The sequence below is a fragment of the Portibacter lacus genome (genome assembly GCF_021533215.1).
GTDB lineage: Bacteria > Bacteroidota > Bacteroidia > Chitinophagales > Saprospiraceae > Portibacter > Portibacter lacus.
The window spans coordinates 132,945-147,243 of sequence record NZ_JAJNKA010000007.1; the positions used below are offsets into that span (position 1 = coordinate 132,945).

Annotated in this window: 12 protein-coding genes and 1 pseudogene; 3 read left to right on the plus strand and 10 right to left on the minus strand. The window is 35.2% G+C overall.

The genetic code is table 11. From position 1 onward, the window contains the following. The first annotated feature begins 363 nt into the window (after positions 1–363). The 3 genes from L2586_RS13470 to L2586_RS13480 all read left to right on the plus strand — a co-directional run bounded on the left by L2586_RS13470 (position 364) and on the right by L2586_RS13480 (position 3,080). Positions 364–2,019 (plus strand): ATP-binding protein, encoded by a 1,656-nt coding sequence (locus L2586_RS13470; protein WP_235293435.1) that lies wholly within the window; start codon positions 364–366, stop codon positions 2,017–2,019. After that, positions 2,016–2,648: a response regulator gene (locus L2586_RS13475; RefSeq protein ID WP_235293436.1), complete on the plus strand. Its 633-nt coding sequence runs from the start codon at positions 2,016–2,018 to the stop codon at positions 2,646–2,648. The genes L2586_RS13470 and L2586_RS13475 overlap by 4 nt, the downstream gene beginning before the upstream one ends. Before the next feature lie 114 nt (positions 2,649–2,762). Next, positions 2,763–3,080 carry a hypothetical protein gene (locus tag L2586_RS13480; protein WP_235293437.1) on the plus strand — a complete coding sequence of 106 codons (318 nt, stop codon included), beginning with the start codon at positions 2,763–2,765 and terminating at the stop codon, positions 3,078–3,080. 83 nt (positions 3,081–3,163) lie between these two features. On the opposite strand, the pseudogene L2586_RS24835 reads toward L2586_RS13480, so the two are convergent. From L2586_RS24835 to L2586_RS13525, 10 genes and pseudogenes are all read right to left on the minus strand, one after another. Continuing rightward, positions 3,164–3,358 (minus strand): annotated as a pseudogene (locus L2586_RS24835) (serine hydrolase); the annotation flags it as partial. 34 nt (positions 3,359–3,392) lie between these two features. Next, positions 3,393–4,427 (minus strand): NAD(P)-dependent alcohol dehydrogenase, encoded by a 1,035-nt coding sequence (locus tag L2586_RS13485; protein WP_235293438.1) that lies wholly within the window; start codon positions 4,425–4,427, stop codon positions 3,393–3,395. A gap of 60 nt (positions 4,428–4,487) precedes the next feature. Next, the gene (locus L2586_RS13490; protein ID WP_235293439.1) at positions 4,488–5,333 is read right to left on the minus strand and encodes a helix-turn-helix domain-containing protein; all 846 of its coding nucleotides are present in this window, start codon (positions 5,331–5,333) and stop codon (positions 4,488–4,490) included. A 26-nt stretch (positions 5,334–5,359) separates the two neighbouring features. Further along, positions 5,360–6,070, minus strand: coding sequence for an SRPBCC family protein (locus L2586_RS13495; RefSeq protein WP_235293440.1), 711 nt, complete (start codon positions 6,068–6,070; stop codon positions 5,360–5,362). A gap of 187 nt (positions 6,071–6,257) precedes the next feature. Beyond that, complete coding sequence (locus L2586_RS13500) at positions 6,258–6,839, minus strand: Crp/Fnr family transcriptional regulator (RefSeq protein ID WP_235293441.1); 582 nt, start codon at positions 6,837–6,839, stop codon at positions 6,258–6,260. A gap of 294 nt (positions 6,840–7,133) precedes the next feature. Beyond that, positions 7,134–8,408 (minus strand): sugar phosphate isomerase/epimerase family protein, encoded by a 1,275-nt coding sequence (locus L2586_RS13505; RefSeq protein ID WP_235293442.1) that lies wholly within the window; start codon positions 8,406–8,408, stop codon positions 7,134–7,136. Between the two features lie 97 nt (positions 8,409–8,505). After that, positions 8,506–8,823, minus strand: coding sequence for a hypothetical protein (locus L2586_RS13510; RefSeq protein ID WP_235293443.1), 318 nt, complete (start codon positions 8,821–8,823; stop codon positions 8,506–8,508). Between the two features lie 102 nt (positions 8,824–8,925). After that, entirely contained in the window at positions 8,926–9,780 is an 855-nt protein-coding gene (locus L2586_RS13515; protein ID WP_235293444.1) for a toxin-antitoxin system YwqK family antitoxin, read from the minus strand. Positions 9,781–9,864: 84 nt separating this feature from the next. Further along, positions 9,865–12,474, minus strand: a complete 2,610-nt coding sequence (locus tag L2586_RS13520) for a T9SS type A sorting domain-containing protein (RefSeq protein WP_235293445.1) — start codon at positions 12,472–12,474, stop codon at positions 9,865–9,867. Between the two features lie 123 nt (positions 12,475–12,597). Continuing rightward, positions 12,598–14,097: a right-handed parallel beta-helix repeat-containing protein gene (locus L2586_RS13525; RefSeq protein WP_235293446.1), complete on the minus strand. Its 1,500-nt coding sequence runs from the start codon at positions 14,095–14,097 to the stop codon at positions 12,598–12,600. Positions 14,098–14,299 lie beyond the last annotated feature (202 nt).

Consider the following 14,299-nt stretch of genomic DNA (forward strand, 5'->3'; position numbering starts at 1 on the left):
TCTATGTTCGATAATATTTTTTACTAAAATTCTTCTATGAGTTCCAGCTTTTGTGAAAGGTATTAGTCCAGTTTCGAGAAGCTTAACAAGATGTGGTCTTGTATGTCATCCCGATAAAAGCTGGATAATTTATAAAATCTTCATACATTTGAAACAGCAAAAATATACTCTTGAAACCCTGATAACATGTAATTTTAAATGATTATTCTGTTTCAATTAAGCAAAATCAGGGAAGAGAAATGACATCGCAAACGAACAGAAGTGATAACGATATTTGCACTGAAAAAGAGGCTACATGACATTGATCAAAACCCGCGCATCATTAAAATTAAATCTTATCCAAATTTATTTAAATAGAGTTTAATGAACATCAAAACTTTGATACTGATTATTATTAATAGTTTGATAGCATTAGTCATTGCTTTATTGTCATTTTCTTTTTATACGCAATTTTCAAAAGTTTTAAACGATCGTATTTTATTGCAATTGAATTCCATTAAAACACTTAAACAAATACAAGTTGAAAATTTAATAGAATCTGAATGGAAGACCTTTCTCACTTCTGAATCGAATGATCAGAGTTTTGACAGTACAGCAATTTTGCTTTCAGATAGCATTAAAAAGACTGATGGAATCTATGATTTTACGTCTTATCACGTTGATAAAAAAACTTCAATAGGTTTTATTTCTAATTCTAAAAAAGGATCAAAGATTAAAATCTTAGATTACGATAAAATAAAGTTGATACTTCTTGAGCGAACAGGAATGGGTGAAAGTGGAGAATCTTATCTTGTTGGTGAAGATTATCGAATGCGTTCTCAATCTCGTTTTTTCCCAGATAAAATCCCATACAATACCTTAGTAAAAACTGAGGGAGTAATGAACGCGCTAAATGGAATAAATCATAGAGGCGTATTTGAAGATTATAGGGCTATAGATGTATATAGTGTGTATAGTCTAATAGAGATTTCGAATCTAAAATTAGTCATCCTGTCTGAAATAGATGTAAGTGAAGTGACGATCCCATTAAGAAACTTAAAATCAAAGCTTATAGGTTTAACGCTCGCCATATTTCTTGTAGCTGTTATATTATCATTGTTCCTTACTAGAATTATTACCAACCCTATCAAAAATATGCAAAAAAGTCTAAGGGTTATGGCAGCAGGAGATTATAATCAAACTAATAAATTCATAACAAACTCCAATGAGATAGCGGAAATGTTCGATGCACTAGCTAATCTAAAAGCATCGTTACAGGGTGCTGTAAAATTCTCCGATTATATTGGTAGGATGAATTTAAATACTGACTACCAACCAAAGGGTTCTAATGATCTGCTAGGAAAAAGCTTAGTAGCCATGAGAGATAAACTCATAGAGTTTAGAAACAAGGAAGAAAATAGCAGAATAATTACAAAACGAATGTTAGTGGATGGTTTAGAAAACGAAAGGAGACGACTTTCTAGAGAACTTCATGATGGCATTGGTCCTTATTTAACATGCTTAAAGCACTACGTAGAAAACAATGTTGTAGACGAAAATAAGAAAACAGAAATGAAAAAAATAGTTGATGATACCATTTCTGAAATCAGGTTGATGTCCAATGCCTTAATGCCTTCTTCTATAGATGATTTTGGGATCGGTGTTACCTTAACAAACTTTGTTGAAAGCTTAAAAAAATCAACCGCTGTAAACATCGAATATGAAGATTTCACGATACATGATAACACCAACATAACCAATCGCCAAGGCATTAATCTTTTTAGAATTACCCAAGAGCTGATTAATAATTCATTGAGACATTCTAATGCAAAAACGATAAGAATTACACTTTCAGAATTTGATGAATTCATCTCACTTTTTTATTTTGATGACGGTATTGGTTTTGATGTAAATAATATTAAATTAGGTTCAGGGATTATTAACATTAAGGAACGTGTAGAAATTTGCAATGGTAAGATCGTAATCGACTCCATGCAAAAAAACACGACTTTCGAAATTGAACTACCTGTCGAATTATGAATGAAATTAAAATAGTTATAGCTGACGATCATGAACTTTTCCGAAAGGGATTAGCTGAATTATTGAGAAAGCATGATGATATAAAAATAGTTAAAAGTGTTGCGAATGGTGAAGAGTTTATGGTATTTATAAATAGTGAATTAGAAGCAGATATTGTGCTTTTAGATATTACGATGCCAAAAATGGACGGTTTTCAGGTTCTAAAAGAAATGAAAACTGCAAACTCTAACATAAAGCCTATTATTATTTCTATGCACAGTGATGGCAACTATATTGCTAAATGCGCTAAAAGCGGAGCTTATGGCTATTTGTTAAAAAATACTGATGAACACGAATTGACTTTAGCAATAAGAACAGTAAACAAGGGTAAAAAATATTTCAGCGCTGAAATTTCTGAAAAAATGATCAATTTTATGTCAACTCAAAGTGTCAGTGAGAATATTTTGTCAGCCAAGGAAACAGAAGTTTTAGGATTAATTTCGGAAGGCTTTACAACAAAAGAAATTGCGGCTAAACTCTTTGTTAGTTCTCGCACCACAGAAACCCATCGCGCAAACATATTAAAAAAATTAGAAGTAAGAAACACCGCTGAACTGATTAAGAAAGCAGCAAAAATAAATTTGATATAAAGCTCACCAGGATACTATATCCGTATAAATACGGATACAAAATGGGTAGATTCACATAATCCTAAACACCTATTTTGGTGCGTACTTTTGTCATGAACATTTTAAATAGTAGTCATGAAAAAAGTAGTATTTATCTTAGGTCTTTTAGTTGTTTCTTTTGGGATGTTTGCACAAGGTGAAAATCACGTAAAAAGAAGTGATTTGCAGGGTCCAGCTTATAAAAATTATAAGCCTTGGAAACACAAAACAGAATCGCCGAAAACCAATATCGTTAGTAAGAAAAAATCACTTACAGGACCAGCATATAAAAATTATAAACCGTGGAAAGACGCTTCAAAAGTGGAAGCTGTGGTCGTTAAAAACCGTGATAGCAAAAGTGAAAAATTAACAGGACCAGCATATAAAAACCACAAGCCCTGGATAAAAAGGTAGGATTGGCATGGGATGAAATGAAACATGTCCTCTGCAAAATATAAATTTCTTTTATTAGTACTAGTATCAAAAAAACCGGTGTTGCAATATCTATATTCACTACCAGGTACAAAATCTAGTATATGTTTTAAACTGTATTTCAGGCATTGGTTCATATCGTCGTTCCATTTTAGACGTTTTGCCAAGGTGTAGTTATACAAGCCAGAAGTATGGTTAAGCAATTGCTTAATTGTTATACTAACTTCATGGTGCTGCTTAAGGTTTACATACTTAGATACCGGATCATTTACCCCCTTACCCTACTCTATCTTCTTATGAATTGGCTACGTCTTTTTTGTTTAGATTGACAACTATTTTACCAATCACCGTACGTTGTTCTAGGCTATGAATAGCATCTGGTATTTCTTTCAAGGAAATTACTTTTTGTATAGCAGGATTTATCTTTTTGTCAGCAATCATTTCAAGTACTGTTTTAATATTTTTTGTAACCTCAACCTCTTGTGTTAAAGCCATAAATTTCTGACTACCACGGTCGAAGCGGCCAAAAAGTTTTAGCTTAAGCATATTGTAAAAATCACCTCCAACTAATACATATTTACCGTCTTTCTTTAAAATTTGTTTATATCTGCCTGGACATTCGAACGATGCCGTATCAAAAACAACATCAAATTCATTTCCATTTAGCGCTTTGATGGAGCCCTTTTTTTTATAATCAACGATCTCATCTGCTCCCCAACTCCTGACTGCATTAATCTTTTTGGTGGAACATATTGCAGTTACATGGGCTCCCTGAGCTTTTGCTATCTGAACACCAAAAGATCCAACACCACCAGAGGCTCCATTAATCAACACTTTATCTCCTGGATTAATGGTGCAGAGTGTCATTCCCATCAGTGCAGCTTGGCCAGATATAGGCACTGTTGCGGCTTGCTCAAAAGAAACGGTATCCGGCTTTCTGACCAAGTGTTTAGCATCTACTATTGCATACTCTGCAAAACCTCCTCCATAGGATTTACGAATATCAGCCACGACTGGATCCCCTATTTTAAAACCCTTAACATTTTTCCCTATGAGTTGAATCGTTCCAGCGATGTCCATTCCTAAGATGCTTTTTTTCTTAGAAGGTCTAAACAATCCAAAAACCATCCGAATGATAAAATAATTCGCTCGGACAATATACCTATCGGCAGCATTAATGGAGGAACATTCAATTTTTACTAAAACTTGATTCTTGTTGGGTTTAGGAATTTCCATATCATCGACAAGTTCCACTACTTCCTGAGGGTTACCATAGTTTCGGAAGATAATGGCGCGCATCAATTTGGGAGCATTCTTTAAAGGTTTCATATTTTTTATTATAAATGTATGAGGAAGCGATGATTCAGCCTTTTCCTGTAGGCTCAATTATTATTCACTGAGGTTCTTTCTAAACGCTGTAGGCGAACATGCATTCTGCTCTTTGAACATTCTCGAAAAACTAGATGGGTTCGTGAATCCACATTCATAGCAAATCTCTTTTATTGAGCTTTGTGATGTAGCTAAAATTATTTGTGCCCGCTTTAACTTTTTTTGAGTAATGTATTTGGCCGGTGTGCTGTCATACATTTTGTTGAAATTTCTTTTGAACGAGGCCATACTGTTGTTTGTCATAGCCGCCAAACGTTGAAGGTCCAATGGCTCATACAGATTGGAATCTATGACTTCCCTAAATGAAAATTGTTTATCTGAAAACAAACCTCTTATGATGATATTCAAGTTGGATGATTCGTCAGTTTGAAGGAGAAGTAGAATAATTTCTTTTAACTTAAGTACCAAAATCTCTTCGCTCAGTACATTTTTGTAGCTGAAAAATTTTGCGATATAAGAGAAATATCCCTTTACAAGGGCTGTAGCATCTTCTTGAAAGGTATCCTTTCTTAATGGATGATCTAATTCTTTCCAAAATATCGGCTTTTGACCATCAAAAACTTTTTGTAGCACTTCTCGATTAAAATGAACGATAATTGCACTCAATTTTCCAGATTCTATTGTTGAGAGGCTACGACCGACTGTTTTACCGCATAAGGAAAGGATGACCGTGCCCTTTGTAGCTAAAAATCCTGATTTTGTTAAGTCTTGCTCATCACCTTCTATGATATAGGCAAAACAAGATTCAGCCGGTATGTCAAAGCCTCTTTCTATAGGCGATAACAATTCATACCATGTAAATAATGGTTTTTCAAAGAGCAGGATTTGTTTAAATTTACTAGGCATTCCTGTTATAATTATATTATAAATTTTTATTTAGTTGTTTCTTTTCTAATATTTTCTATCCCATTTTTCAGAAACTTCATTACCATTGGCTTAACCAGCCATAATGGCATTCCTTTTGGGTCAAATTGCACGCTATTTGTCGCTTGGCAAGAGTTATTAGAAGTCGAAGAAAAACTCCAAGAGCCTCTGAAAATTTGCACTCGATTCAGCTTTTTGGATGGATGGATTTGACTTTCTTCCCATGCTTCATGCCATGTGATTCCTGTGTTTCCGTCTTTATCATTGAAAAAAATATACATGACACTCATTTCTGTATCTTTAAATGGGAAAGGTTCGTTGTGAATGACGTAAGTTAAGAGACTGTCTTTCGAATTAATTTTGATTTCATAAGTTGGATGCTTCTTATTTTTCAAATCAGCAGATTGATTCAGAATGTCTTGCTTAAAAGCTGCAACGCATGCTTTTGGTGCTGCCTGTATATCTCCTTCGATTTTATATTCTGAGAAATTGGTTCCTTTGATTTTTCGGGAATAGATAGTCCATTTTTCTCCTTTTCCCTCCGGGCTTTTTTTTACTTCTTCCATTTGATAAGAACTCCATTCTTTAATACTTTTATTTCTTAATCGAATCGCACGGTGAGTTGAACAACTTGAAAATGTTATGGAAGCAATTCCTAAAACAATAGTGTAAACCAACAATATCGATATTCTGTGTTGGTAGATAATAACCTTTCTCATACTTCTTTGTCTTAATTCTGATGTATATACATCAAAGTTAAGTTGTAAGAACTATTTATGCATTCACTTAAGTTAATGGGCATTGTTTATTATCAATTTCACACGATGAAATATTCGAATTATTGAAATGAATATCTTTGATCATACCAACGAGACTTTCGAAAGTCAACTAAGTAGTATTTCGACACTATTTTTCCTTATCTATTATTCTTTTTCGTATTCTACTTAGAGATTGTGGTTTCATACCCAGATAACTGGCAATTTGATGATTGGGCACTCTATTAAACAGATCAGGCTTAGTGTTAAGTAAATTCAAATATCTTTCTTCTGGTGAGGAAGATATAAATTGACTCCACTCTTCTTTAGCTTGGATTAATTTACGAATTGCAAAGTTTTGAAAAACATCATCAAGGCGGGGCATTAACAGTCGCAACTCTTCTTCAAATGTTTTTCCACTTATTGTTAACAAGCAATCCTCAGCGCATTCCAAATAATGTTTCGAAGGAATATCTTCTTTAGAAGGTGGGTTTATGGTTTCAGTTTCTGTGTAGAAGCCTATTGATTTTTCGTCTCCATCTTTTAATAAATACTCCCTTATACATCCTTCAACCACCATGTAACAATTTTTAGGGATTTGCCCTTCCCTCAATAATATTTCACCTTTTTTAAATTCCTTAACTACCGTTTTGTCAACAATTAATGTAATCTCTTCTTTTGTGAGAATTGGGAATTTGCTAATGCTGGATCTTATTTTTTCTTTTGAATTCAATGTGTTATTCTTTTAATGAAGCAGAACGCTCCCATAAACACTCAATTTAGTATAAATCATTTCAACTTTCTCTATTCCTGTATATTTTTAATGGTGTCCATAAAACTAGGTATTAGTAGAGGACTAAAACATTGACCATTAATAAGAAACACAAATTTTCCTTTTATTATCAACTTCTCAGTTCACTAATGTAAATTCTAGTTTTATCCGATCTTTAAAACATTGACCATTAAAAAAATCATTACTTCGCTTATAGGGCTTCTTTCTCGCAGAAGTTGAATTATAACATAAACCTTAATTTAGGATGTTATGATATAAATATTCCCACGCTAACTGAACGCTATACAAGGGCGGATAAGAAAATTTTTCTACTTCTGCTACTTGATATTTTGGGACATTGAAATTAGGATGGTGAAATAATTCCATCCAATTTATCTTTCCACTTGCGCCTAATTCTTTATAGTCCTTAATGTGCCAACTTATAAATCGATCAGGGTGTTTCTGAAAATAATCTACAGGTCTTACTCCTCCTACATGCATCCAATAAATATCGGCTTGGAAGTATACATATTCAGGGTCGGTGTTTTCTAAAAGAAAATCATAGATCCGAACGCCTTCAACCATTCCAAACTCATCTGCATGATTGTGAAAAGCGAAAGTCAGACCTTTTTCTTTGCATAATTTTCCTATCGCATTGTAATACTCGCAGTAGCGTTTCAGTTCGGCTATTGTTTTTACAGAATGGAGTTGATTATTAGAAGTGGTCAAATATGCTACACCTGCATCTAAATGGTCAGCAATACATTTCGACCACCATTCCATAGCGTTTTCCCAAGCTCCTGAATTAGGTAGATGATGAAAAGTCATGGAACCTAAAAATTGCATTCCGTGATCTTCTACCACTTTACGAAATTCCTTAGGTGTCATACCGTAAAATAAACCTTTATCATAAACGAAGGTCTCTACGAAACTATAGCCCATTCGACCTAATGCGCTCAAGGTTTCTTTCGGTGACGTCAACATTTCCTGTTGGACGGAAACCAGCTGGATGCCAATGTTCTTATCCTTCGGGTTAGCTTTAATGTATCGGGTTTTCCAAAGACTTTTACCCGACTCATCAAATCCTTCCACCATAACATTGGTCAAGCTTTCGAAATCAAATTCAACTTTCATGTAAAAATCACCTAACATGTCCACGTCTTGCATCTTCCATTTTCTTTCATCAAGAAAACGTCCACTGCCTCTGAAAACAACTCCTTCCGTATTCTGCCCTAGTGCAATAATTTGATCACTTTTTGTATCATAACTAATTAGTTCGGTGAGTATCGATTTATACGTTCCATCTTGGTATTGTAGCACTTCAACTTGTAAGGATTGATTCCCCAATTTAGAATTGTTGTTCATTTTTATAAGTGGAAATTGGCTAATGCTATCCGTCTCTGAATGTAAACTGCTCACCCAATGACCAGCATACTGATGCAGTCGATCAACTTGGGAATTGATTTCATTTTGTGCGATCAGAAAAGGGCTGAAAAAGATAGCGATTATAATCAGCAGACTAATTTTCATGTTGTATTATTTAGTAAAGGCATCTTGCTAATATAGAAGCAAATTGGTGATAGAAAAAATCTAGATTGGTACATGGATTTCGAAAAATAAAATAGGTCTACCTAGCAAATGCTTGTATTTCATCGATGGCTCCTTGTTTATAAACTTCCATTACAATTTCATAATCTAATCTTCTATTAAAGAATAAAGAGCTATAATTTCTTTGGATGAGCGTACCCTTAAATAAATAATACTTGAGCCTTTCTATACCTTCTTGTTTTTCTACTAAACTTAAGGCAAAATCAATAAACCTAGTCATAACCAGATTTGTTTCGCTTGTTAATTGACTCATTATAATATCCACATCCTCTGCGGTTCCATTTTTACCTCGCTCGGTTAGAACTCCTAGAATGCCAGAGTATTTATTCTTCTTCATTTCTTAAGATTAATATTGACTATCAGCTGATTGCAGATATTAATAGCATTATATCATGCCCTCTAAAAATAGCAAATTCTAAGTCAAAATTAACTCACTTGTTCATGAAACTCGTTCACCGAGTTCATAATGTTGAACAGATTCTAATTCTCCTAATTCGTTATAAAGAATTCTTTTACCATTCAGTTCACCATTTTTGTAATGTTCTCTTATAGAGATTGTTCCATTCTTCGACCACCATATTCTTTCACCTTCTTCTACCCCATTAAAATAAATTCCCTCGCGCATTTTTATCATATTAGGAAAATATACTATTTCTCTGCCATTCTTTGTATTATTTCGATATTCGGTTTCGCTATATACTCCTCCGTCTGTAACTTTCCCCTTAAATTCCCATAATTCATAAACAAGTCCCTCCACTTTACCATTAACATAAGTTTTTCTTCTTTTTAATAGCCCATTGTTAAGATATAGCAAACAATCTCCAGTTTGAATTCCTTGAATAAAATTTTGATCTAGTTTTAATAGTCCATTCTCATACCACTCATATTTTTTACCGTTTAATACACCGTCAATGAAAGTTTCTTCTTTCTCTTTTTGGCCATTTCCAAACCAGGCTACAGACTTGCCGTTGAGTTTGTTGTGTTTCCATTCTTGTTGAACTTTAGAGCCATCTTCGAAAAAGCTTAGGCTAGTTCCTTCTAGATTGTCCTCTGAATAGTTTTCAACCAAATAGATTTTACTTTTTTTTTCAGGTAAGTGTAGGAATGGAGTATTCATTCGACCAATAGTAGCACCATGAAGTTGATCGTTTTTATAATTTTCTTCTAAAGAATAATTTTCGTATAACGTTATTCTTTTGGTCAGGTTACTTTTGTGATATTCTTTGTGAGTAGGTGTTTCACTTAACAACTCCCACTCTACTATATCTATTTCTTCTAAATGATGTAAATCCATAGGCAAATATTACTTACTCCATTTTTCACTAAATTATATCTGGTATAGGTTTCTATATGTTCAACTATAGTCTTCGAAATCAATTTACTTTTGAAGGATCAATTTCCTCGTTTGATAGGAATGACCACTTTTTAATTGACAATAATAGATGCCACTTGGCATGTCTGATGCGTCAAAATTTACTTTATAATTTCCGGTGGTTTGTTTTTCATCCACCAGTGTACTTACTTTGTTACCATGTATGTCGTAAACTACAAGCTGAATAGATGCATACTCACCCATTGATGGAGAAGTTACTTCATATTCAATAGTTGTATTTATTTCAAATGGATTCGGATAACTTGGAAACAAAGTGAAAGATGTTGGACGTGTGATCAATTCATCTTTTGTGGACACCGTTACTCCTTCTGGCCATTCAAGTATCAAGCTAGTCTGAGGTTGAATAACTGGATTCGAAGACAAATCAATTTCTGATTTACTAATCAAGTCAAAAGCTACACTGGGACTTCCATCTGGTAAATTAAATTCATATTCTGTATCTGGCGAAGCATTCATTAAGACCAAATATTTACCAAAATGCCAAATATATAGACTATACATTTCGTCCACACTTTTCATTGCAGTTGTGGCCAAAAGCTCGTATTCTGGAGTTGAGTAATGTACTCTAACCTTATCGTTAGGTAGCGCTTTATCAACATGACGAATATCATTTTCCAGCGGATGACGCCACTGCATGGTTGCCCATAATTGGCTTCCTTGGTCTTTAATAACTAATAGTCCAGCTTGTTCATCTGCCCAAGCAAAATCTGGCTGTCCTTCTTCAAATGGGTACTTAACATCAGGTGTTGGCATTTCCAATGCCTGTTCAATGTAATCAACCTTACGCATCATTTCTGAGGATTCAGACATCAAGTGCACCCAATATCTAGAATAATCTACTTTAAAGTAGTGACCATATGCTGCAGCCTTTTGAGTTCCATATAAAGCCATTTCATTATCCAGCAATACCGCAGCCATGGAAACATCACCATAACCTTCACTTCCAGGGTAATAATTCTTTCTCCATCCAAGCCACTCTTCGTTTCTCACTAAAGGTCTTAAGTCATTATCATATTTTAATGAGCGCATTTTCCCAAGTGCTTCTAGATGTATTTCTAGGTATTCTTTTAATCTTTCTTCTCCAGATAACACCGCCAACCGAGCATAGTGTTCTGTATTATGTTCCCCATAGATGGTTTCATATCCACCACGTGCTAATCCGTTACCTTCTAAAGAAGTACCTTTTGGAGAAACCCAAGGGCCTCCGTAAATACCATCTTCTAACCCGATACAAACATCAAAATAATATTGCTTTGTTTCTTCTGTCCAGCAGAGATTAGGATCAAGTGCATGTAAACATTGATCTGCTAAGTAAGCCGCCGTAAGATTAACAATATCTTGATTAGACGCATGACCTCTATTCCTGGGCAAGGTCAGATATTCTCGGAATCCAGTAAACAAATTGATATAAGCCTGACGACGGGTAATCAGAGAATCTCCTTCATTTATTATTTCATCCATGTAGGAATCGGTCATAATTTCATTCTGCATGGCGAGGAATGCTCCAGGAGCACCTTTCATCCCAAATCCCATCAATGAACCAACTCCCTGTATCCGATTAGGAGCTCCAACCCATCTGCCTCCAGGTACATTTTCTAGTTCAATATATCCACCATCACTACCTTGGGCAACTCTTAGAAAATCAAGCGCCTCCACCACTCGGTCTATAAGTGTAGAATCTTGATAGTATTTCGACCATTCTTTATGAAAAGCTAGTGCAATTGTTTCGATAGGCATTTGTGCTCTGACATGTCCATTTTGACGAGCACTCCAAGTTGATTTATACTGGTCAATAGTCCAGGAAGTATCTTTTGCACCATGAATATTTAAGGCTCCGGTCATAATTTCTGGTGCCCAATCATTCGCCACCCAATTATCCCATTCTTCACCATAATACTGCCAAGTTAAAAATCTGTCTACAGCAAGATCTAACTGAGTATGAAGATGTTCTATTTGACTTTGTCCATTGGGAGAGGAATACGGTTCATTAAATGCCGGTGCACTGCCTTGTGCATCTTCCTCATCAGGTTTAAAGTAAGAATTAGTATGCGTGTAAGCTTTGTAAATTGGCAATTCTGCTCCACCCAATCGCATATGTATCGTGTCCTTACCGTTCAATATTTCATTAGGCAATAGGTAGGTAACATAAATGTAGCGATTCGGATAAATAGAAGAAGTACTCCAGTTGATAAGTTCTGGTGAATCAGACCCTGAACTTCCGAATGAAGTCCACCTTCCAATGTTACCAAAAACATTTTCATAATAATGTAGATGTAAATATTTCGTACTTTTCAGGGTGTCGGATCCCCAAAATTTGAAAGTGATATAATTTTGAACTTCTGGATCTACAGCAAGGGTGACACCAAAATAGCTGGAATCAGGATCGCTTTTGTCTAGTTTTCGGAAGGACTCATTTAATCCACCAGTTCCAATAGTCGAATTAAGTTGGTCTAAGTGATGCGCTGTCTCAGAGACTTTATCTCCAAAAATCACCATGTCTATTTGCTGAGCATCAAGATCTGAAGATAGTATTAATGTTAATCCCAAAAATAAAGAGAGATATAAGGCAAGTTTTTTCAAAATTAAATCGTGCATATCTATGATTAAGCAAATTTACAACAGGTAGTAGATCTATTACAATAATAGTAATATATTATTAATATGCAGTTGTGATTACAAAGTAATGCGGTTTAATAAAGTTGTTGATCTATGTAGCACTTAAAACTTTATCAATTTCTTCAGAAAAAGTTGGTCATACAGATCACATTCTATCAGAATGAAAATCGGGCCATTTGGCAGATCTTCAATATTGATTACTATCGGGGAATTAGCTTTAGAATAATCTTGCAGTATTTGACCAGTAAGATTGAGCAGCTGGATATTAGCATTGGTGAAGTTGCCTATAATTTTAACGGTATTAGTCGATGGATTAGGAAATACTTCTATGAAGCCATCATCAATTGCGATGTGGGCTTGCGATGTGGTTTCGCGACCTTCGAAAGCGCCTCTTGACGGAGGTTGGGCAAACAGGAATTGGTCGAAATCGCTTATCGGGGCATCGAGAATCAAACCATTTCCTACTGCTGGACTATTAGCTGGGATGCTATAATCTTCTGAACTGACATCTTCGAAAAGTGGATCGGCTAAGATTTGATCGGTGTCCGTTACGGGTAAATTAGGTGACCAATTATTACTACTTTCATTAAACCATAAATTATGGCTAAATGTAAATGTTTCGGGAGCGGTATTATTACCAATGTTTACCTCTGTCAGGTCGCTTTCTAATTGGACAATATTGTTTCTAAATTCATTATCTGAACAAGGTAAAAACCCAGGCTCTGTAGTTTCTTGCAGTATTCTTAGCACCCAATTCTCGGGATGGTAAAAAGTATTATTATACACTTTCACCCGTATAGCCCCAACATACGCTAAAGGTGCTCTACAACCAATAAAAACATTAGAAAATACTTCTAGATCTGCTGCTTCGAAAGCATCGACTATAGGATCAGGAAGTGGTGGACGAAAAAACTGTAAGCCTGTACTTCCTCCAAGGTTCAAAGCTCGTTGAGATATGTTTTTGAAGGTGTTTCTTTGAATCCTAATGAATTGAGTACCTCCTTTATTTTGTATCCCACTTGTTCCAGCATTGTCGAATAAGCAATCTTGAACGGTTCCCCAATGACAACCGACAAAATCTACACCACTTCCGCCGCTACCTCCATTGATAAATAGGCATCCTTCTATCAAAAAGCTATCCACGCCAGACATTTTTAGCAAATCATTATTACCGCTAGCCGCCATATCTCGAAAAATACAATTACGAATCGTAATGTGTTTCGCGGGAGAAGAATAATCACCACCGTCATCGATATTGATCCCGTTGCCAGTTTGCTGCTCTATCACAAGTCCATCGAGCACTACATAGGAACAGTCAATAAGGTGAATCGCCTCTGTTCCGCCACGAAAGATACTTTGGTGTTGTTCATCTGCTAAAATGACAATCGGTTCATCTGCTGTTCCGTTCAAGGTTAGAAATTGGGATCCATCTGAAAAGACTTGTGCTTGTAATAGCAGCGTATCTCCAGGTGATACAAAGCTTTCAGCTGCCTCTAAGTTATTGTAGTCACCTGTAGAGCCTATCGTTATGATTTGGGCATTAGTGAAATTGCATAAAAGCAGAAAACTAGTAATTAGCTGAAATATTTGAATTCTTTTCATTTTATGGAGATTGAATGAAGTCAAAAAATACTGACTATTTTCCTAACCATTTTGAAAAATGTCATTATTCGTCTTGATGGGTTACATGCAAATTTGATAGCGCTTTCTGATCTGATAGCGCTCCAAGCGATGTTAGATCTCTTCTAGTAACATTGATGTCATCGCGGAAAGCGCTAACATCAAGACTGCTGATTTAAATTCT

Coding starts and splice junctions, on each gene's coding strand:
- L2586_RS13470 (WP_235293435.1), top strand. CDS start 364: ATGAACATCAAAACTTTGATACTGATTATTATTAATAGTTTGATAGCA.
- L2586_RS13475 (WP_235293436.1), top strand. CDS start 2,016: ATGAATGAAATTAAAATAGTTATAGCTGACGATCATGAACTTTTCCGA.
- L2586_RS13480 (WP_235293437.1), top strand. CDS start 2,763: ATGAAAAAAGTAGTATTTATCTTAGGTCTTTTAGTTGTTTCTTTTGGG.
- L2586_RS13485 (WP_235293438.1), bottom strand. CDS start 4,427: ATGAAACCTTTAAAGAATGCTCCCAAATTGATGCGCGCCATTATCTTC.
- L2586_RS13490 (WP_235293439.1), bottom strand. CDS start 5,333: ATGCCTAGTAAATTTAAACAAATCCTGCTCTTTGAAAAACCATTATTT.
- L2586_RS13495 (WP_235293440.1), bottom strand. CDS start 6,070: ATGAGAAAGGTTATTATCTACCAACACAGAATATCGATATTGTTGGTT.
- L2586_RS13505 (WP_235293442.1), bottom strand. CDS start 8,408: ATGAAAATTAGTCTGCTGATTATAATCGCTATCTTTTTCAGCCCTTTT.
- L2586_RS13510 (WP_235293443.1), bottom strand. CDS start 8,823: ATGAAGAAGAATAAATACTCTGGCATTCTAGGAGTTCTAACCGAGCGA.
- L2586_RS13515 (WP_235293444.1), bottom strand. CDS start 9,780: ATGGATTTACATCATTTAGAAGAAATAGATATAGTAGAGTGGGAGTTG.
- L2586_RS13520 (WP_235293445.1), bottom strand. CDS start 12,474: ATGCACGATTTAATTTTGAAAAAACTTGCCTTATATCTCTCTTTATTT.
- L2586_RS13525 (WP_235293446.1), bottom strand. CDS start 14,097: ATGAAAAGAATTCAAATATTTCAGCTAATTACTAGTTTTCTGCTTTTA.